The following is a 21,510-nucleotide window of genomic DNA, read 5'->3' on the forward strand; positions in this document are numbered from 1 at the left end:
CGGCGTCGGCTTTCGTCGAACGCGACGCTCGTCCGACGCGACCCCGACGCGCTTCTTGACGTGGCGTGAGCAGCAAGAAGCCGCCTCCTGCCAGGCTGTGTACCCGGTCGGGAAAGCGGCTTTCAGCCACTCAGGCTCGGGCACATCGGTGAGGACGCGTTCGGCGTGACGGGGCGCCGCTGCCGCCTGATGCCGGCGCCCGTGCACCAGTTGTGACAGTGGTCTGCACAGGCGCCTCGGCCCCCGGCGGCACCACCTGCCGGGGGGCCCAGGACCGTCTGGGCCCCCCGGTGCTCAGACGGCGCTGCGGAGCTCGAGCGTGCAGCACTTCACGCTGCCGCCCGCCTTGAGGAGTTCCGACAGGTCGACGCCGATCGGGTTGAAGCCGCGGTTGCGGAGCTGCTCGGCGAGTCCGGTCGCGTTGTGCGGCAGCACCACGTTGCAGCCGTCGGACGTGGCGTTGAGCGCGAAGACCGCCGCGTCGGCTTCGGTGGCAGTGATTGCGTCCGGGAAGAGCCGTTGCAGGACCGCGCGGCTGCCCGGGGAGAAGGCCGCCGGGTAGTAGGCAATGGTCCTCTCGTCGAGGACGGCGAGCGCGGTGTCCAGGTGGTAGTAACGCGGATCGACGAGACGCAGGCTGATCACCGGACGCTCGAAGTACTCCTGGGCCTCGCCGTGCGAGCGCGGGTCACTCCGGAAGCCGGTGCCCGCGAGCAGCCAGTCACCGGTGAACAGGTAGTCGCCCTCACCCTCGTTGACGAAACCGGCGGTGTGCAGGGAGGTGAAGCCGTGGTCGCGAAGCCAGTCGCGGTACGCCGGAGCCTCGTCCACCCGTTCGGCGTCGCGGAACCGCGCCACCAGGGCGCGGCCGTCGATGACCGTGGCGCCGTTGGCGGCGAAGACCATGTCGGGCAGGCCGGGCAGCGGATCGATCAGATCGACGGTGTGGCCGAGGTCGAGGTAGACCTGGCGCAGTTGTTCCCACTGTGTGATGGCCAGTTGGGTGTCGACGGGCTTCTTCGGGTCCATCCACGGGTTGATGGAGTAGACCACGTCGAAGTGGCTGGGCCGGCACATGAGGTAGTGCCGCGGCCGTGCGGTACGCATAGGTGTGGGTTCCGATGGTCAGGGACGGCTGGTGAGGTAGCCGCCCATGGAGGTGAAGTACTCGAGGGCCGGCATCACGTGGCCGTCCTCGGTCCGTACGCGGGTGATGGCGAGACCGTGGTTGCGTCCCGTGCGGGCGTCGGCCCCGGCGACGATCACCACGCCGTCGCCCTCGCGGTAGAAGATGCGGCCCGGGGTGCCGCCGTAGCGGCCTTGGGACACGACGGCGGAGACCACTTCGAGGCGCTTGCCCTTGTGGAAGGCGAAGGCGCTGGGGTACGGGGCGGACTGGGCGCGGACAAGGCGCTCGAGGTCCTCGGCCGGCCAGTTCCAGTCAATGCGGATGTCCTCCTCGGACCGCTTGTGGAAGAAGCTGGCCTGGGAGCGGTCCTGCTTGGTGAACTCGGCCTGTCCGGAGGCGATCAGGTCGAGAGCGCCGATCGTGACCGGGGCGATGAGGTCGACCGTCTTGTGGAACAGATCGGTGGCCGTGTCCGTCGGCTCGACGGTGACTGCACGCTGCTGGACGACGTCGCCCGCGTCGAGCTCGTCGTCCATCATGTGGGCCGTGACGCCCACCTCGGGCTCGCCGTTGATGAGGGCCCAGATCAGTGGCGAGAAGCCGGCGTACTTGGGCAGCAGCGAGTCGTGGATGTTCAGCGTGCCGTGCCGGGGAAGGCTGAAGATGCGCGGCGGGATCCACGTGCGCCAGTTGTTGGCCACGATGATGTCCGGGTCGGCCTCCTTGAGCCGCTGGAACAGCTCCTCGTCGTCCGGCCTGTTGCGGATGACGACAGGGACGCCGTGCTCCTCGGCCAGGTCGGCGACCGAGTCGCTCCAGATCTTCTCGTAGGCGTGCTCGCTCTTGGGATGCGTCACGACCATCACCACGTCGTGCTCGGAGTCCAGGAGCGCTTGCAGGGTGCGGTGCCCCCAGGTCTGATAACCGAACATGACGACCCGCATGGGGTTCCTCCTAGAAACGAGCGATAGACCGGCGCTCAGTAAAGCAAGGCTTACCTAAGGGTGCAACACGCCATGAATCTCATGGTGGTTGACGTCGTGATCGGCGCCTTGCCCGTTTTGTCCACGTGACAGGTTGGCCAGATCAGGTTAGCTTTACCTAAGTTCCGCTCGGCCGCCGCTTCCGGTGTGCCCGACGCCTCGTTCTCACCCACGCCTCACAGGCGGCTGTCCCGCACGATGGGAGTGACATGTCTCAGGTTCTTCCTGGCGACGCACCTTTGGTCCACGACCTCATTGGTATCGGCTTCGGGCCGTCCAATGTGGCCATGGCGATAGCGCTCGGCGAGCACAATGCACGCGTCGGCAGGCAGGAGGCGGTCACCGCTCACTTCTTCGAGCAGCAGCCGAGCTTCGGCTGGCACCGCGGGATGCTGATCGACGACGCGACCATGCAGGTGTCCTTCCTCAAGGACCTGGTGACGCTGCGGAATCCGGCCAGCGAGTACAGCTTCCTCTGCTACCTGCAGAGCAAGGGCCGCCTCGTCGACTTCGTCAACCACAAGAACCTGTTCCCCCTCCGCGTGGAGTTCCACGACTATTTCGAGTGGGCCGCGGCGAAGGTCGACGACATGGTCTCCTACGGCCACGAGGTCATCGCCGTCGAGCCCGTCGTGCGCGACGGCGTGGTGGACTACCTGGACGTGACGGCCCGTTCGGGGTCCGAGGTCGTGGTCCACCGGGCCCGCAACCTCGTCATCGGAACCGGGCTGCGTCCCCTCATGCCGGAGGGTGTGGACCGGACGGACCGCGTCTGGCACAACTCCGAGCTGCTGAAGAAGGTCGACGGTCTGGAGGGCACCAACCCCTCCCGCTTCGTCGTCGTCGGCGCCGGCCAGAGCGCCGCCGAGAACGTGGCCTACCTGCACCGCCGCTTCCCCGAAGCCGAGATCTGCGCCGTCTTCTCCCGCTACGGCTACAGTCCTGCCGACGACAGCAGCTTCGCCAACCGTATCTTCGACCCGGCCGCGGTGGACGAGTACTACACGGCCCCCGACGACATCAAGCGCAAGCTGATGGACTACCACGGGAACACCAACTACTCCGTGGTGGACATCGACCTGATCGACGACCTGTACCGGCAGGCGTATCAGGAGCGGGTCCTCGGCACCGAGCGGCTGCGCTTCATCAACGTCTCCCGGCTCACCGGCGTCGAGGAGACGCACGACAGCGTCCGGGCCAGGGTCAAGTCGCTCGTCACCGGCGAGGAGACCACCCTCGACGCCGACGTCGTCGTCTACGCCACCGGCTACAGCCAGGCGGACCCCGTCGGCCTCCTCGGAGAGGTCGGGGACCGCTGCCACCGCGACGCCCAGGGCCGCGTCCGGGTCGAGCGCGACTACCGTGTCGCGTGCCACCCCGAAATGCGCTGCGGTATCTACCTCCAGGGCGGCACCGAGCACACCCACGGCATCACGTCGTCCCTGCTGTCCAACACGGCGATCAGGGTCGGCGAGATCCTGGGCTCGATCATCGACCGCGGTCTCAAGGCCGCTCCGGCCGCCGCCCAGCCTGTCGCTGACGGCATCGGTACGGCCCGCTAGAGGCTCTGCTCCCTCCCGAGGGACCACCTGCCAAGCCCCCCACACGCCCCCGCCCGCCGTTAGCGCCGTCGTACACGGCGGGTGTGGCATGCACTAAGAAACCACCGTGAAAGGAACATTCGTGTCCATTGGTACACGTCCCGCGCTGACGCGGCTCGTCAGAAACATCCCCCGAGCGGCCGTCGCCGCCGTCGCCGCGTTCGCCCTGACCGCCTGTGGGGGCGGCACCGAGAAGACCGAGTCCAAGCCCTCGGCGGAGTCCGGCGCCAAGTCCGCCGCGTTCCCGGTGACACTCGAGCACAAGTACGGCAGCACGACGATCGACAAGGAGCCGAAGAAGGTCGTCACCCTGGGTCTTTCGGACCAGGACGGGGTGCTGGCGCTCGGTGTCAAGCCGGTCGGTTCGGTGGACTGGTTCAAGGAGCAGCCGTACGGCAAGTGGCCGTGGGCGAAGGACAAGTGGGGCTCCACGCCGCCGCAGATCGTCGGTGAGCGCGACGAGTACAACATCGAGAAGATCGCGGCGCTGAAGCCGGACCTCGTGATCGCCCAGTACTCGGGGATGAAGAAGGAGCAGTACGAAACGCTCTCCAAGTTCACCAAGGTCGTCGCGCAGCCCAAGGGCCACGAGGACTACCAGGCGCCCTGGCAGGTCATGACCCGCCAGATCGGCAAGGCGCTGGGCAAGGACGGCGAGACCGAGAAGCTGATCTCGGACATCGACGCCCGCTTCAAGGCTGTCCGCGACAAGCACCCCGAGTGGAAGGGCAAGACCGTCGCCGTCGGCGAGCCCTATGAGCCGGGCAAGTTCTCCGCGTTCTCGCCCAAGGACCCGAAGGTCATCTTCCTGACGGAGATGGGCTTCACCACCTCCGAGACCTACCGCAAGGCTCTCGGCAAGGAGAACATCGCCGACCTCAGCGTCGAGCGTCTGGATGCCATGGAGGCGGACCGTACCGTCTGGCTCGGCACCCCTGACACCGAGAAGGCCATGAAGGCCGACCCGCTGTACAAGAAGACCAAGGTCCACCAGGAGAAGCGGGACCTGTTCCTGCCGTACGACAGCCCGGACATCGGCGCCGCGCTCTCCTTCAACACGGTGCTCTCCATCCCGTACGCCATCGACCAGGTCGTGCCGATGCTGGAGGCCATCAAGTAAGGCCCACGGCAGGGCGCCTCGGCAGCCGGCCACCACTCACAACCGCGCCCGTCCGGTGGCCGTCCGGGCGGGCGCGGCTTGGGGTGCCCGTAAGCCATGGACGAACAGCGCGCCGCACGGCCGGCGCCCAGCAACGAACCCCTCATTGACGCACCACCCAGGAAAGGCCACGCGAACGATGTTTGATGCCGAGTCGGACCGGACACCCGCTGCAGGGACACCCGTGACCGGCGGGCAATCCGGCATCTGGCTTGCCCAGCAGATCGAGCCCGACAGCTCGGCCTTCAACGTCTCTTTCACCTTGGAACTGCGCGGGGACGTCGACCTCGACCGCCTGGCCGCGGCCGTGCGGCAGGTGATCGAGGAAGCCGACTGCCTGCATGTGCGCATCGGCGACGAGGACGGGAGCCCGCGCCAGTGGCCGGAGCGGTACCCCGTCGACGTCCCCGTCGTCGATCTGCGCGACGCACCCGATCCCGAGGACGCCGCCTGGGACTGGATGGAGGCTGACCGCAACACTTCGGCCGGACTCATGGCGCACGGCCCGCTGTTCGCCCACACGTTGATCCGGCTCGCGGACGACCGGGTCCTGTGGTGCCAGCGCTATCACCACATCATCGTCGACGGAGTGGGTGTGGCACTGATCTCCCGCAGGGTCGGCGAGATCTACACCAACGGCGAGCCGGCCGGGGACGTCGACTGGTCCGTCACCCGGCTGCTGGACTCCGAGCTTGCCTACCGGGCATCCGAGCAGTACCGCACCGACCGGGCGTACTGGCTCGAACGGCTCGCCGACCGGCCCGAGCCCGTCCGCCTTGTGGAGCGCTCCTCGACCCTGATATCCCGCCGCTACCGGCGCACCACGGAGCTGTCGCAGCAGGACACCGCCCGGCTGTACGCATCCGCGGCGGACGCCGGCGTACGGATGTCCCGCCTGCTGGTGGCTGCTGTGGCCGCCTACGTGCACCGTGTCACGGGTGCGCAGGACCTCGTCCTCGGGCTGCCCGTCACCACCCGCCAGGACCCCGAGGCGATGGACGTCCCCGGCATGGTGTCCAACATCCTGCCGCTACGGCTGCACGTTCACGGGGGCATGACGCCGGCCGAGCTCATGACCCAGGTGCGGGCCCGGATCGCCGAAACGGTCGCGCACGCGCGCTACCGGGCCGAGGACCTGGCCAAGGACCTGGGCCTGACCGAGGGGGTCGCGGAGCTCGTCGGTCCCACGGTCAACATCCTGCCCGGCACCGACTGGCTGCGCTTCGGCGACCACACCTCCGACCTCCGTCCCCAGTGGCTCGGCCCCGTGAGCGACCTGGCCATCACCGTCGGCGAGTCGCTGCGCGGTGCGGTGCGGATCCTGTTCGACGCCGACGCGGACGTGTGCGACGAGGAGACACTGGTCGACCACCAACGCCGCTTCGGTATCCTCCTCGACGCCTTCGCCGAGGTGACCGGCCGTCCCATCGGCCGTATCGAACTGACCTCGGCCGATGAACGCGCCCAGCTGCTCGACGAGTTCGGCGTGGCGCCCCGCGAGGTCCCGGAACTGTCCTGGCCCGCCGCCTTCGAACGGCAGGTGCTCAGCACCCCGGACGCCGTCGCCCTCGTCTGCGAGGACAGGGTGGGAGCCCTCCCTCCAGGCCCGGCGGGCGTGGAGGGGTCCCACAGCGGTAGCTGGGAGATGACGTACACGGAGCTCAACGCCGCGGCGAACCGTCTCGCCCGGCTCCTCGTCGCCCGAGGCGTAGGCGGTGAGCACGTCGTGGGCGTCGCGCTGCCGCGCTCTCCCGAACTCGTCGTCTCCCTGCTGGCCGTGATGAAGGCAGGGGCGGCCTATCTCCCGCTGGACGCGGACCACCCGCAGGACCGGATCTCCTACATGCTGGACGACGCGGGCGCACACCTCGTCCTGACGACGCGCGCGCTGTCCGCCGAACTGCCGGACGCGCCGGGCGTCGAGCACCTGCTGCTGGACGAGCCGTCCGTCACTGCCGAGATCGCCACGCTCGACGCCTCGAACCCGGACGTCCCCGTCGTCCTGGACCAGGCCGCCTACCTCATCTACACCTCGGGTTCCACCGGCCGGCCCAAGGGCGTCGTCGTCTCGCACGACGGAGTCGGCAGCCTCATCGCCACCGCCACCGACCGCATCGGCATCACCGCCGACAGCCGTGTCGTGCAGTTCGCGTCCGTCGGCTTCGACGTGACGGTCTGGGACCTGATCATGTCGCTGTGCGTCGGCGGCCGGATCATCGTCGTCCCCACCGAGCGCCGCGTCGCAGGACCCGCCCTCACCGACTACATCGCACGCCACCGCGCCACCCACATGATCCTTCCGCCGTCCCTCGTGTCGGCGCTGCCGCAGGACTGCGAGCTGCCCGAAGGCGCCGTGCTGATCGTCGGCACCGAAGCGGTGCCCGGCGAACTCATCGCACGCTGGTCCGGACGGCTCCAGGTCGTTGTCGCGTACGGACTCACCGAGGCGACCGTCAACTCCACGCTGTGGATCGCCGACCCCGACCGGCCCGGCCCCGCGCCCATCGGCGAGCCCGACCCCAACACCCGTACCTACGTGCTCGATTCGGCCCTCCGCCCGGTCCCGGTGGGCACCGAGGGCGAACTGTACGTCGCCGGTCGCGGCCTCGCCCGCGGCTACCTCGGCAGGCCGGGACTCACCTCGGAACGCTTCGTCGCCGACCCGTACGGCGCGCCCGGCGCCCGGATGTACCGCACCGGCGACCGGGTTCGCTGGACCGCCGACGGCAACCTGGAATTCCTCGGTCGCGCGGACGGCCAGATCAAGATCCGCGGCCACCGCATCGAACCCGGCGAGATCGAGAGCGCCTTCATGGCCTGCCCCGGCATCGCCCAGGCCGCCGTCCTCGTCCGCGAGGACCACCGGAACGTCAAGCGGCTCGTCGCCTACGTCGTTGCAGAGGCCGGTACGGACGCCGGCGCCGTGGTCGCGCAGGCACGCACCCGGATCGCCGACGCCCTGCCGGACTACATGGCCCCGTCCGCCCTCGTACGCCTCGACGGGCCCCTGCCGCTGACCCCGAACGGCAAGCTCGACACCCGCGCCCTCCCCGCGCCGCGGTGGACGGCGATAGGCGGCGACGACGCGCCCTCCACGCCTGCGGAGTCCGCGCTCGCCGGGCTGTTCGCCGACCTGCTGGGCCTGTCCTCGGTAGGCGTCCACGACAGCTTCTTCGAGCTTGGCGGTGACAGCATCGTCGCGATCCAGCTGGTCAACCGCGCCCGCGAGGCCGGTCTCGCGATCACGCCCCGCGATGTGTTCCGCCACCGCACCGTCGCGGCGCTCGCCCGGCTCGTCGGTGACGTGCCCGTTGCGCCGGAAGGGACGGGCACCGCGCAGTACACGGCCGGCGACCTGCCCGTACCGTTCTCGCTCGTCCCTCTGAGCGACGACGAGCGGGCCGAGTGCGCCGCCGTCGTCCCGGACCTTGTGGACGTCCTGCCGGCCACGCCGCTCCAGGAGGGCTTCTACTTCCACGCCTCGACGGACGACAGCGGCGCCGACGGCTACGCCGTCCAGGACACCGTCGAACTCGTCGGCGACGTCGACCCCGAGGCACTGCGGGCGGCCGTCCAGGGCCTCCTCGACCGCCATCCGCTGCTGCGGGCCGCCTTCCACCAGCTCCCCGACGGCCGGATCGTGCAGCTCATCGGTGAGCGCGTCACCGTGCCCTGGAGCTACGCCGACGTGTCCGCACACGACACCGACGGAGCCGCCGACAGCATCGCGGCCCAGGAGCGGGCCGAGGGCTTCGACCTCGCCTCCGCCCCCCTGCTGCGTGCGGCGCTGATCCGCTACGGCACCGAGCGCTCGCAGCTCGTACTGACGCTGCACCACATCGTCGTCGACGGCTGGTCCGTCTCGCTGCTCATGCGGGAGCTGCTGGCCGGCTACCGGCCCGGCACACAGGCCGGCACCTGCACGCCTGATCAGACGTACCGGGCGTACGCCGGCTGGCTCGCCGCCCGGGACCGGGACGGCGCAGCGGAGGCGTGGCAGCACACCCTCGCCGGCTTCGACGGCCCGGCCCGGCTCCCGGTGCGTGGCACCGACGGCGAGGAGGGGCGGACCGGCACGGTCACCGTGGAGCTGTCCGCGGGGGAGACCGCCGCCGTCGCGGAGCGTTGCCGCCGGCAAGGGCTGACGCTCGGCAGCGTCGTACAGGGAGCCTTCGGCCTCCTGCTCGGTGATGTCACCGGCTCCCGCGACGTGGTCTTCGGCACCACCGTCTCGGGCCGCCAGGCCGCCGTCGAAGGCGTCGAGACCCTGGTGGGCCTCCTCATCAACACCCTTCCGGCACGGCTGCGCTGGCAGCCGGAGCAGTCACTCACCGACGTCCTCGCGCGCTTCCAGGACGAACAGGCCGAGCTGTTGGACCACCAGCATGTGGGGCTCGCCGAGATCCAGCGCGCCGTGGGACGGGGAGACCTGTTCGAGGCACTGGTCGTGGTCGAGAACCTGCCCGAGGCGGGCGAGCCGACCGATCCGGCGGGTCTGGTCCGGATCACCGGTTCGCATGTCCGGGACGCCGTCCACTACCCGCTGGCCCTCACTGTCCTGCCCGGCGAACGGCTCCGGCTGCGCCTCGACCACGACCCGGCCCGGCTCGACGCCGCGGCGGCCCGCCGGTTCGCCGACCGGCTCGCGGGCGTGCTGGACCAGCTCGTCACCGACCCGCTCCGGCCGGTGGCACAGCTCGCCATGGTCACAGCCGAGGATGAGCGCACCACCCGTGCCGCGCTGACCGGCTCCGGCCGTGCCCTCCCCGGCGACACCCTGCACCAAGCCTTCACCCGGCAGGCCCGCCGCACCCCGGACGCGATCGCGCTGGTCCACGACGCCGGGCGGACCACGTACGCCGAACTGGACGCGAGGGCCGAGGTCCTGGCCCACCGGCTGCTGGCTCAGGGTCTGAGCCCGGAGTCCGTCGTCGCCGTCGCCGTGCCGCGCTCCGCCGACACACTGGTCGCCCTGCTCGGCGTGCTCAAGGCCGGCGCCGCCTACGTGCCGGTCGACGTCGACTACCCGGCCGACCGGGTTCGGTACATGCTCGCCGACTCCGGTGCGCGGACCGTCGTCGCCACCGAGGAGTCCCTGACCGGGCTGCCCGAACTCGACGGAGTGACCCCCGTCGTCCTCACGCGGGACACCACCGCCGCTGCGGCCGCTCCGGTCGCCGTGCCGGTGCACCCGGACAGCGCTGCGTACCTCATCTACACCTCGGGCTCCACGGGTCGGCCGAAGGGCGTCGTGGTCACCCACCGCGCGGTCACCGGTCAGATCTCCTGGACCGCCGAGCGGTTCGGGTACGGGCCGGGGGAACGTGTCCTGCACCAGTACTCGACCAGCTTCGACCCGTCGGTACTGGAGATCTTCACGCCCCTGCTCACCGGCGGCACCGTCGTGATCGCGCGTCCGGACGGACACCGCGATCCCGCGTACCTCGTCGAGCTGGTCCGCCGTGAACGGGTCACCACCATCGACCTCGTGCCGTCCCTGTACGGGGCGCTCCTGGCGGAGGACGACGCGGGCGAGTGGTGGACGACGCTGCGCCGCGCCTTCAGCGGCGGCGAGGCGCTGCCCGTGCCGCTGGCCCGGCGTTGGCGGGAGCGCACTGGCGTACCGCTCTTCAACGTCTACGGCCCCACAGAGGCCGTCATCCAGGTCACGAGCTGGGAGGCGGGCTCCGCCCCCGAGGAGGGCGGCACCGTCCCCATCGGGCGACCCGTGTGGAACACCCGCCTTTACGTCCTCGACCGCCACCTCCGCCCTGTCGCGGAGGGCGAGCCGGGTGAGCTCTACATCGCGGGCGAGCAGCTCGCCCGCGGATATCACGGACGCACCGCGCTGACCGCGGAGCGCTTCGTCGCCGATCCGTTCGGCGTACCGGGTGGGCGGATGTACCGCACCGGAGACATGGTTCAGTTCAGTGGAGACGGCGTGCTCACCTACTTCGGGCGCACCGACCACCAGGTCAAGATCAGGGGTAACCGGGTGGAGCTCGGTGAAATCGAAGCCCGACTGCGCGAGATTGCGGCGGTCGGCGATGTCGCGGTCGTGGCCCGCGACGACGAGCGGGGAGTCAAGCAGCTGGTGGCCTATCTGGTACCGGCCGCCGGCGCGGACCCGGACACCGAGGCCGTACGGGCCGCGCTGAGCGGAGTCCTGCCCGCGCCCATGGTGCCCAGTCACTTCGTCCGCCTGGACACCCTGCCCCTCACGCCCGCCGGCAAGGTCGACCACAAGGCCCTTCCCGCGCCGGAGGCCCGCAGGCGACAGGGCCGTACCGCACCCGGGGGCTACGAGAGTCAGCTGTGCGCCATCTTCGCCGACGTCCTCGGTATCGACGCCGTCGACGCCGACGAGGACTTCTTCGTCCTGGGCGGCGACAGCATCCTGTCCATGGCGGTCTCCAGCCGCGCCCGCAAGGCCGGCCTGCAGATCAGCCCCCGCGACGTCTTCGAGCACCGGACCCCCGCGGCCCTCGCGGCCACTGTCACCGGAGCGCAGGACACGCCTGCGGCCGTCGCCGCCGACTCCGACGGCGTCGGGGACATCACGCTGCTGCCGATCGTGCACCAGCTCCGTGAGGACGGCGGCACCATCAGCCGCTTCAACCTCTCGATGCTGCTGCAGGCGCCCGCCGCCGCCGACACGGAGAAGCTGACGCACGTCCTCCAGAGCGTCCTCGACCACCACGACGGCCTGCGGCTCGTCCTCACCCGTATGGACCTCGGCCCGGTCGTCCCCGCCCTGTGGTCCGCGCGGACGACGGCCGCCGGCTCGGTGGACGCCGCCGCGCTGCTGCGCCGCGTCGACGTACGGGACCTCGACGACGCCGCTCTCCGGGCGGCCATCGGCGAGGAGTCCGACGCCGCCGCCGACCGCCTCGACCCCGACAGCGGCGTCATGGTCCAGGCGGTGTGGTTCGACGCCGGTGCGGACCGGCCCGGCCGCCTGCTGCTGGTCGTCCACCACCTGGTGGTCGACGGCGTGTCCTGGCGCGTCCTCCTCGGCGACCTCGCCTCCGCATGGGACGCCGTCGCACGGGGGGAGCGGCCCGCGCCGGAGCCGGTGCCCACGTCCCTGCGCCGGTTCGCCCGCGAGGCCGCCGAGCAGGCCACCTCCCCGCAGCGGCAGGCGGAACTCCCGTACTGGGCCGCGACGTTGGCCCCGGGCGCCGAGCTGCTGCCCGGAGCCACCCGTACCGGAACGGCCGGCGCAGCACGGGAACACACCGTCACCCTGCCCGCGGACGAGACCCGTGCCCTGCTCACCGCCGTGCCCGCCGCGGCAGGTGCCGACGTCACGGAGGTCCTGCTTGCCGCGCTCCGCCTCGCCGTCACCCGCTGGCGCGCCGAACGTGACGGCGGCCCGGCCCTCGACGGCGATCTGCTGGTCGACCTGGAGCGGCACGGCCGCGACGGCACCGACGCCGACCTGTCCCGCACCGTGGGCTGGTTCACCAGCCTCCACCCCGTACGCCTGCCCGCCGCCGGCGACCCGCTCGACGCGCTGAAGCAGGTCAAGGAGTCCGTGCGGTCCGCCCATGACTCCGGCGCCGGATACGGCATGCTGCGGTACCTCAACCCGCAGCTCGCCGCGGTGTTCGCCCAGTTGTCCACCGCACAGGTGCTGTTCAACTACTTCGGACGCCTGCCCGCCGAGCAGACCCGCGACTGGGCGCCCGCCGTCGAGTCCGACGCGCTGCGCGTCGGGCCCGACGCCGACCTCGCCATGCCGTACCCGCTCCAGGTCAACGCCGTCTGCGCGGAGACCCCGCAGGGCCCCGAGCTGCGCGCCACCTGGACGTGGCCGGACGGCAACGCGCTGACCGCCGAGGACGTCCACACCCTCGGCCGCGCCTGGGCCGACACTCTGCGCGAGCTGATCGCCCGGACCGGCACGCCCGGCGCCCGGCCGTCCCTCACCCCCTCGGACCTGCCGCTGGTCGCCCTCACCCAGGCCGACATCGACCTGGTCGAGAGGGTCAGCCCTGCGCCGGTGGCCGACGTCTGGCCGCTGTCGCCGCTGCAGGACGGCATCTACTTCCACGCCAGCTACGACACCTCGGCCCTCGACGTCTACACCGCGCAGGACACCTTCGACTTCGACCACCGGCTCGACGCCGACCGGCTCCGCGCGGCCTGTGCGACCATGCTGCGCCGCCACCCGAGCCTCTGCGCCGGCATCACCAGCGACGGCCTGCCCGAGCCCGTCCAGTTCGTCTGCCCGGCCGATGAACTGCCCGTGCCGCTCACCGAGATCGACCTCACCGCTCTGACCGGGCAGCAGCGGCAGGCCCGGCTCGCCGAGATCTCCGACACCGACCGGCACACGCGGTTCGACCTTGCCGCGCCGCCGCTGTTCCGGCTCACCCTGATCCGGCTCACCGACACCACCGACCGGCTGATGCTCAGCCACCACCTCGTCGCATGGGACGGCTGGTCCCAGTCCCTCTTCCTCGACGAGCTGCTGGAGCTGTACGCGGCGGCCGGCGACGACAGCGCCCTGCCCGCACCCGGCAGCTACCGGGACTACCTGAGCTGGCTCGCCGGCCAGGACTTCGACGCGGCCCGGGCGACCTGGCGGCGAGCCCTCGCCGGACTGGACGAGCCCACCCTCGTCGCCCGCGAGCGAGGTGACGAGCCGACCATCCCGCGCCGCCGCACGCTCAGCCTCGGCCGCGCCCTCAGTGACCGGCTCCGCAGCTCCGCCCGCGAGCACGGGCTGACCATCAACGCGGTGCTGTCCGCCGCGTGGGCACTCGTCCTGTCCTCCACGGTCGGCCGTGACGACGTGGTGTTCGGCGCCACTGTCGCCGGGCGCCCCGCGGACGTGCCGGGCGTCGACACGACGATCGGCATGTTCCTCAACACCGTGCCCCAGCGGATCACCCTCGATCCCGCCGAGCCGGTCGGCGACCTGCTGCGCCGCATCCAGACCGAGCGGGTCACCCTGATGGACCACGAGTACCTGGGGCTCGCCGAACTCCAGCGCGCCGGGGGGCACTCCACCCTCTTCGACACGCTGTACGTGCTCCAGAACTTCGCCGACGAAGGCGGCTTCCGCCGGCTGACGGAGCGGCACGGCATCAGCGGTGTCGGCAGCGTGGACGCCACCCACTACCCGATGACGCTGATCGTCAACCCGGCGCAGACCGTCCAGGTCAAGCTGGAGTACCGCCCCGACCTAGTCGACGACGAGCGGGCCACGGCCACGCTGGACCGCTTCGGCGCCCTCGTGGAGCGGCTCATCGGCGACCTCACGACGCGGGTCGGCGCACTCGACCTGCTGCTGCCCGGCGAGCGGGAGTCCCTCACCAGCACCTGGGCGGGCAGCCGCGAGCCCGTACCGAACGAGACCGTCGCCGACATGCTCGCGGCCCAGGTCGCCCGCACCCCCGACGCGGTGGCGCTGGTCTTCGGAGAGCGCGCCCTGACGTACGTGGAACTGGACGCGCACATCAACCGGATCGCCCGGCTGCTGCTCGCCCGCGGCGCGGGCCCGGAGAAGGTCGTCGCGCTCGCGCTGCCCCGGTCCATCGACATGGTCGCCGCCCTGTTCGCCGTCCTGCGCACCGGCGCCGCGTACCTGCCGCTCGACCTCGACCACCCCGCCGACCGGCTGCGGCTGATGGTGGAGGACACCGGTCCGCTGTGTCTGGTGTCCACCGACTCCGTCGCCCCGACCCTGCGCGGGGACGCCGGTCCCGTCGCCCCTGAACTCCTGCTGGACGATGAGGCCGTGGCCGCCGAGCTGGCCGCACTGCCCGGCGGCGAGATCACTGACGCCGAGCGGCCCGCGTTCGCCCACGACGTGCCGGACCGCCTCGAGCACCCGGCGTACGTCATCTACACCTCCGGCTCGACCGGCCGGCCCAAGGGCGTCGTCACCCCGTACCGGGGCCTGACGAACATGCAGCTCAACCACCAGAAGGAGATCTTCGACCCGGCCATCGCATCGGCGGGCGGGCGACGGCTGCGCATCGCGCACACCGTGTCCTTCGCCTTCGACATGTCCTGGGAGGAGCTGCTCTGGCTCGTCGAGGGCCACGAGGTCCACGTCTGCGACGAGGAGCTGCGCCGCGACGCCGAGGCACTGGTCGCCTACTGCGACCGGCACCGCGTCGACGTGGTCAACGTGACACCCACGTACGCCCAGCTGCTCATCGAAGAGGGCCTGCTCGAGCGGGACGAGACGGCCGGGAAGCACCGCCCGGCGCTGGTCCTGCTCGGCGGTGAGGCCGTGTCCGACACGGTGTGGAGCCGGCTGCGCCGCACCGAGGGCACCTACGGCTACAACCTCTACGGCCCCACCGAGTACACGATCAACACGCTCGGCGGGTCCACCGCCGACAGCGCGACCTCCACGGTCGGCATACCGATCCGCAACACCCGCGCCTATGTACTGGACATGATGCTGCGGCCCGTCCCGCCGGGCTGCCCCGGCGAGCTGTACATCGGCGGCACCGGCCTGGCCCGTGGCTACCACGACCGGCCCGGCCTGACGGCCGACCGGTTCGTAGCCGACCCGTTCGGCGAGCCCGGCGAGCGCATGTACCGCACCGGCGACCTCGTGGTCCAGCGCCCCGACGGCCTCCTGGACTTCCTCGGCCGCACCGACGACCAGGTCAAGATCCGCGGCTACCGCATCGAGCTCGGTGAGATCGCCACGGCCCTGTCCTCGCACCCCGACGTCGCGCACGCCGCCGTGGTCGTGAACGAGACCGCCGGCACCAAGCGCCTGGTCGGCTATGTCGTGCCCGAGGCGGGCACCGAGCGGGGCGAAGCCCTGGAGCGGCGGCTGCGCGACCACCTGAAGGCCGGCCTGCCCGACTACATGGTCCCGTCCGCGCTCGTCGCCGTGGACACGCTGCCGCTGACTGTCAACGGCAAGCTCGACACCAAGGCTCTGCCCGCCCCGGACTTCGGCGGCTCGGGCCCGAGCCGTGCGCCCCGGACCCCGCGGGAGGAGACGCTCTGCGCTCTCTTCGCGGAGGTCCTGGGGCTGCCAGAGGGCAGCGTCGGCATCGACAGCGACTTCTTCGAGCTCGGCGGCCACTCGCTGCTCGCCACCCGCCTCGTGAGCCGCGCCCGCACCGCCCTCGACGCCGAACTCGCGATCCGCGACCTGTTCGAGGCGCCCACCGTCGCCGACCTGGTGGAGCGCGCGGCCGCCTCGCACGGCGCCGCCCGCCCGGCCCTGACGGCCGGGGAGCGGCCCGACGAGCTGCCGCTGTCCCACGCGCAGCAGCGGCTGTGGGTCATCCAGCAGATCGAGTGCACCTCGGCCGCGTACAACTTCCCGCTGGTCATGCGGCTGCGCGGGGTCCTCGACCGGGAGGCGTGGGCCACCGCCCTCGCCGATGTGACGGCACGCCACGAGGCGCTGCGCACCGTCTTCACCGAACGCGACGGCCAGGCTTTCCAGCGGGTGCTGCCCGCCCAGGAGGCGCGGCCCGTGGTGGAGTATCTGACCGCCACCGAGGACGAGGTGCCCGGTATCGTCGACGCGGCCGTCAACCGGCCGTTCGACCTCGCCGCCGAACTGCCACTGCGCGCCACAGTCGTGGAGGTGGCGCCGGACGACCACGTCGTCGTGATGCTGCTGCACCACATCACCACCGACGAGTGGTCGGACCGCCCGTTCCTGGGGGACCTGGCCACCGCTTACGCGGCCCGACTCGACACGGGCGAAGCCCCCGACTGGGAGCCGCTGCCCGTCCAGTACGCCGACTACGCGCTCTGGCAGCAGCGGCTGCTGGGGGACCCCGCCGACGCTGACAGCCTGGCCGCCAGGCAGCTGGAGTACTGGCGTACGACGCTTCAGGGCGCCCCGGAGGAGCTGGAGCTGCCCACCGACCGGCCGCGGCCCGCGCGCCCGGCGTTCTCCGGCGCGGAACTCGACATCGAGTTCGACGCCCGCGTCCACGAGGGGCTGCGGCGGCTGGCCCGCGAGAGCGGCGCCAGCATGTTCATGGTGGTGCACGCCGCCGTCGCGGCGCTGCTGCACCGCATGGGCGCCGGAACGGACATCCCCCTCGGCTCGCCCATCGCCGGGCGGAGCGACGAGGCGCTGGACGAGCTGGTCGGCTTCTTCGTCAACACGCTCGTGGTCCGTACGGACCTGAGCGGCGACCCCAGCTTCACCGAGCTGCTCGCCCGGGTCCGTGAGACGGACCTGGCCGCGTTCTCCCACGCCGACGTACCGTTCGAGGCCGTCGTCGAGAAGCTCAACCCGACCCGGTCCCTGTCCCGGAACCCGTTGTTCCAGGTGATGGTCGGCTACCACGCCCGCACCGGCGACGAGCTGGAGCTGCCCGGACTCGGCGTGGAATACGTGCCGTTCCGGATCAGCTCCGCCAAGTTCGACCTCGTCTTCAGCTTCACCGAGCACACCTCGGCCGACGGCGACGCCGACTCCCTCGGCTGCCGACTGGAGTTCGCCACCGAGCTGTTCGACCAGGAGACGGCCGAGCGGATGGGCGATCGCCTCCGCAGGCTGGTGGAGGCCCTCGTCACCGACCCCGGGCGGCCTCTGTCGCAGGCGGAGATCCTCTCCGCCGAGGAGCGGCGGCTGGTCCTGGAGGGCTTCAACGGCACGGCTCGCAAGGTCGACGAGGCGTCTTTGCCCGCTCTGTTCGCCCGGCAGGTCGCCGAGCGGCCCGACGTGGTCGCCGTCGTCGAGCGCTCCCGCTCGGTGACATACGCCCAGCTCGACGCGCGCGCCAACCGCATCGCGCGGCTGCTCGCCGCCCGTGGCGTCGGTGCCGAGAGCGTGGTCGGTGTGGCGGTGCCCCGCTCGGTCGACATGGTCGCCACGGTGGTCGCCGCGCAGAAGCTCGGCGCCGCGTTCCTGCCGCTCGACCTGGTCCACCCCGGAGACCGCCTCACCTACATGATCGAGGACTCGGCCGCGGCCCTCGTGGTCGGCACCGAGCCGGTCGCCGGGAAGATCCCGGACGTGCCGGGTGTACCCGTGGTACTGCTCGACGCGCCGGACATCGCGGCGGAGCTGGACGCACTGTCCGGCGCGGCCGTGGACGGCGGGCCGGCCGGTCCGGACCAGGCCGCGTACGTGATCTACACGTCCGGTTCGACCGGCCGTCCCAAGGGCGCGGTCGTCCCGCACGAGGGCATCTCCAGCCTGGTCGCCACCGCTGTTGACCGGATGGGCCTGGAGCGTGACAGCCGTGTGCTGCAGTTCGCGTCGATCGGCTTCGACGTCTTCGTCTTCGAACTTGCGATGGCGCTGTGCCACGGCGGTCGGCTGGTCCTGATCACCGACGAGGCCAGGGTCGCCGGACCGGCGCTCACGGACTTCCTGGAGGACCAGCGGATCACCCACATGATCCTTCCGCCCTCCCTGGTGTCCGCACTCCCGCCGGGCTGCGAACTGCCCGAGGGATCGACCGTCCTGGTCGGCACCGAGACGGTGCCGCCGGACCTGTTCGAGCGGTTCGGCGCCACAGCCCACCTGATCTGCGCCTACGGGCTCACCGAGGCGACGGTCAACTCCACACTGTGGCCGGCCCGCGAGCACGGCGGCCGCCCGGGCGGCCGGGTGCCCATCGGCCGCCCCGACCCCAACACCCGCTGCTACGTGCTCGACGAGCACCTGCGCCCCGTCCCGCCGGGCGTGGTGGGCGAGCTGTACGTCGCCGGGCGCGGCCTCGCCCGCGGCTACCTCGGCAAGGCCGCACTCACCTCCGAGCGGTTCGTCGCCGACCCGTTCGGCGCGCCGGGCAGCCGGATGTACCGCACCGGTGACCGGGCCCGCTGGCGCGTGGACGGCAACCTCGACTTCCTCGGCCGGGTCGACACCCAGGTGAAGATCCGAGGCTTCCGTATCGAGCTGGGCGAGATCGAGGCGGCCCTCGCCTCGCACCCGTCGGTCGCACAGGCCACCGTGGTGCCCGACCGCGAAGGCGACATCGTTCGGCTGGTCGGCTACGCCGTGCCGGAGACCGGGGAAACCGTGTCGCAGGCGCTGGACCCGCAGGAGCTGCGCGCCCATGTGGCCGGGCTGCTGCCCGAGTACATGGTCCCAGCCCTCGTCGTGCCGTTGGACGGCCCGCTGCCGCTGACGCCCAACGGCAAGCTGGACAGCAAGGCGCTGCCCGCGCCGGACTGGACCGCGATGACCGGCGACGCCCGCCCGGCCACCGAGACGCAGGCCCGCCTTGCCGAGCTGTTCTGCGAGATCCTCAAGCTGGACAGCGTCGGCGTGCACGACAACTTCTTCGCACTCGGTGGCCACTCCATGGCGTCGATGCGGCTGCTGGGCCGTATCCGCGCCGAGTTCGGAGTCGAGCTGAGCATCCGTGACGTCTTCGATGCGCTGACCGTCGCCGGGATCGCCGGCAAGCTGGAGGGAGCGGCCGCCGCCCGACCCGCGCTGCGCGCGGCCGAGGGCGGTCCGGCCGAGGACTGCACGCCCCTGCCGGTGGCGCCCGTCCAGCGCTGGCAGTGGGAGTCGTACCGCCGGAGCCCCGGATTCGACCACGCGCTGGTGCTGCGCTCCCCGGGCGGTCTGGACGCGGACACGGTCGCGGCGGCACTCGCCGATGTGGTGGGCCGGCACGAGCCCCTGCGCACGGCGTTCACCGAGCGGGACGGCACGGTGTTCCAGGAGCCGGCGCAGAGCCCGGCGCTCACCGCGGAGCGGTGTGCGGACCTGGACGCGCGGCTGGCGGAACTTGCCGCTCAGGCGCCCCGCCTGGAGCGGGACGCCCCTCTGCGAGCCCACCTGCTCGCGGACGGGGACGGCAGCCAGGCCCTGCTGCTGACCATGCACTACCTTGCGGTGGACGAGTGGTCCGTGGTGCCGCTGTTCCGCGACCTCACCACGGCCTACGCCGCCCGCGCCGAGGGCCGGGCACCGGACTGGCAGCCGCTGCCGGTGACGTACGCGGACTACACCCGGTGGGCCCATGAGGTACTGGGCGACCTCACCGCCCCGGACAGCCGGGGCGGCCGGCAGCTCGCGTACTGGCGGCAGACGCTGAAGGACGTACCGCAGCGGCTGGCCCTACCGGGGGACGGCCCGCGCGGCACCGCGGCGCCGGCCGCGTCCGGCGGACGCCCGGGCGATTATGTGGGCTTCGTTCTCGACGAGGAGCTCCACGCGGCCGTGGACCGGCTCGCCGGGACCACCGGCACCAGCATGTTCATGGTGCTGCACTCGGCCCTGGCGGCCCTGCTCACCGCCCACGGAGCAGGCACCGACCTGCCCATCGGTACGATGGTCGCCGGCCGCACCGACGACCAGCTCGCCGACCTGGTCGGCTGTTTCCTCAATACGGTCGTCCTGCGTACCGACACCGCCGGCGACCCGACGTTCGCGGAGCTGCTGACCAGGGTGCGGGAGACCACGCTGAGCGCGCTGGACCGGCAGGACGTCCCGTTCGACGAGGTCGTGCGGACCACCGGACTGCCGGAGGAGGGGCCGCAGGTCATGGTGATCCACCACGAGCAGGCGGACCTCGGGCAGTTGGAGGGCGGCATCGGCTCGTTCCATGCCGTCCCGACCGGCGCCGCGCGGGCCGAGCTGATCCTCAGCTTCTACGAGCCGCGAGGCGAGGGCCCGGTGCACTGCGAACTGATCCACTCGACCGACCTGCTCGGCAGCGCCAAGGCACGACGGCTCGCCGACGAACTCCAGACCCTGCTGCGCACCGTGGCAGCCGACCCCGAACAGCCGCTCTCGGAGCTGTTCACCGTAAAGTCCCTGAGGAGTGACAACGCATGACCACCAACCCGTTCGAGGACCCGCAGGGCCGCTTCCTGGTACTCGTGAACGACGAGAACCAGCACTCGCTGTGGCCGTCGTTCGCCGAGGTGCCCGCCGGGTGGCGCACGGTCTTCGGCGAGGACACGCGCGAGGCGTGTGTCGGCTACGTCGAGTCCCACTGGAGCGACCTGCGCCCGGCAAGCCTGGTGGCCCAGCAGGGCTGACACAGGGCAGACCGCCGAGAAGTCCGCCGCCCGCGGGGAGTTGCCTCCCCGCGGGCGGCGACGTGCGTTGAGCGACGGCGTCGGTGCCTGCACCCGGTCGGTCAGGACGAGCGGGTGTCGGGCATGGTCTCGGTCTGCGGAGCGGACTCGTTGCTGGACCACAGGGCGGTGCTCGGACCGTGTCCCACGTCGACGGCGGCCGGGTGGGCCGGTGCTTGAAGTGGCGAAGGAGTGGTCGGGTACGTCGACCGCGGCCGCAGCCCGCGCCCGCTCCGCCCTGCCGATCGCACGGGCACCGACCAGCCGCCGGCGAGCACGGGCAGACCGACCACGGTGACCGACAGAACGACGGCCGTGCAGATCGCGACGGTCACGTGGACGAAGCCGACCAGCGACGCGACGCCGGCAGGTCGGCCGGCAGATGCGCGGTGGGCTGCGGTGTCCACGGGGCGGGACGTGGCGAACCGCGCCGACGACGCGGGCAGTCGGTACGGTCCGGGTGGCGCACTCCGTCGCGGACCGTGAAGTCGGCTCGGTGTTCGTCAGGTCGGCCGTGGACGCGCCGCCGGGCCGGTGCTCGCTGACCGCGGCCTGTCCCGGGACCTGCGTAGTTTCGTCACCACCGCGCGTTCGGTGTCCGAGAGGCGCGGCTGGACAGCCCTTCGGAGGCGGCGTCGG

Annotated in this window: 7 protein-coding genes; 4 read left to right on the forward strand and 3 right to left on the reverse strand. The window is 71.6% G+C overall.

Annotation, left to right across the window (positions count from 1 at the left end; genetic code table 11):
* Nucleotides 1-294: 294 nt before the first annotated feature.
* Nucleotides 295-1,107 carry a dimethylargininase gene (gene ddaH / locus ABZ208_RS05600; protein WP_356908284.1) on the reverse strand — a complete coding sequence of 271 codons (813 nt, stop codon included), beginning with the start codon at nt 1,105-1,107 and terminating at the stop codon, nt 295-297.
* An 18-nt stretch (nt 1,108-1,125) separates the two neighbouring features.
* On the reverse strand, nt 1,126-2,073 hold the full coding sequence (locus ABZ208_RS05605) for a methionyl-tRNA formyltransferase (RefSeq protein WP_356908285.1): 948 nt from the start codon (nt 2,071-2,073) through the stop codon (nt 1,126-1,128).
* Between the two features lie 248 nt (nt 2,074-2,321).
* Between ABZ208_RS05605 and ABZ208_RS05610 the strand changes: the two genes are divergently transcribed.
* The 4 genes from ABZ208_RS05610 to ABZ208_RS05625 all read left to right on the forward strand — a co-directional run bounded on the left by ABZ208_RS05610 (nt 2,322) and on the right by ABZ208_RS05625 (nt 20,832).
* Nucleotides 2,322-3,674 (forward strand): lysine N(6)-hydroxylase/L-ornithine N(5)-oxygenase family protein, encoded by a 1,353-nt coding sequence (locus tag ABZ208_RS05610; RefSeq protein WP_356908286.1) that lies wholly within the window; start codon nt 2,322-2,324, stop codon nt 3,672-3,674.
* Nucleotides 3,675-3,795: 121 nt separating this feature from the next.
* Complete coding sequence (locus ABZ208_RS05615; protein WP_356908287.1) at nt 3,796-4,833, forward strand: iron-siderophore ABC transporter substrate-binding protein; 1,038 nt, start codon at nt 3,796-3,798, stop codon at nt 4,831-4,833.
* 178 nt (nt 4,834-5,011) lie between these two features.
* Nucleotides 5,012-20,626: an amino acid adenylation domain-containing protein gene (locus ABZ208_RS05620; protein ID WP_356908288.1), complete on the forward strand. Its 15,615-nt coding sequence runs from the start codon at nt 5,012-5,014 to the stop codon at nt 20,624-20,626.
* A complete protein-coding gene (locus ABZ208_RS05625; protein ID WP_356908289.1) occupies nt 20,623-20,832 on the forward strand; it encodes an MbtH family protein in 210 nt (69 codons plus the stop codon). Before ABZ208_RS05620 ends, ABZ208_RS05625 begins: the two co-directional genes overlap by 4 nt.
* 101 nt (nt 20,833-20,933) lie before the next feature.
* Here the strand turns inward: ABZ208_RS05625 and ABZ208_RS05630 are convergent, their stop codons facing one another.
* Nucleotides 20,934-21,278, reverse strand: coding sequence for a hypothetical protein (locus ABZ208_RS05630; RefSeq protein WP_356908290.1), 345 nt, complete (start codon nt 21,276-21,278; stop codon nt 20,934-20,936).
* Nucleotides 21,279-21,510 lie beyond the last annotated feature (232 nt).

This window comes from Streptomyces sp. NPDC006208, assembly GCF_040613775.1.
Taxonomy (GTDB): domain Bacteria; phylum Actinomycetota; class Actinomycetes; order Streptomycetales; family Streptomycetaceae; genus Streptomyces.

Coding starts and splice junctions, on each gene's coding strand:
- ddaH (WP_356908284.1), bottom strand. CDS start 1,107: ATGCGTACCGCACGGCCGCGGCACTACCTCATGTGCCGGCCCAGCCAC.
- ABZ208_RS05605 (WP_356908285.1), bottom strand. CDS start 2,073: ATGCGGGTCGTCATGTTCGGTTATCAGACCTGGGGGCACCGCACCCTG.
- ABZ208_RS05610 (WP_356908286.1), top strand. CDS start 2,322: ATGTCTCAGGTTCTTCCTGGCGACGCACCTTTGGTCCACGACCTCATT.
- ABZ208_RS05620 (WP_356908288.1), top strand. CDS start 5,012: ATGTTTGATGCCGAGTCGGACCGGACACCCGCTGCAGGGACACCCGTG.
- ABZ208_RS05625 (WP_356908289.1), top strand. CDS start 20,623: ATGACCACCAACCCGTTCGAGGACCCGCAGGGCCGCTTCCTGGTACTC.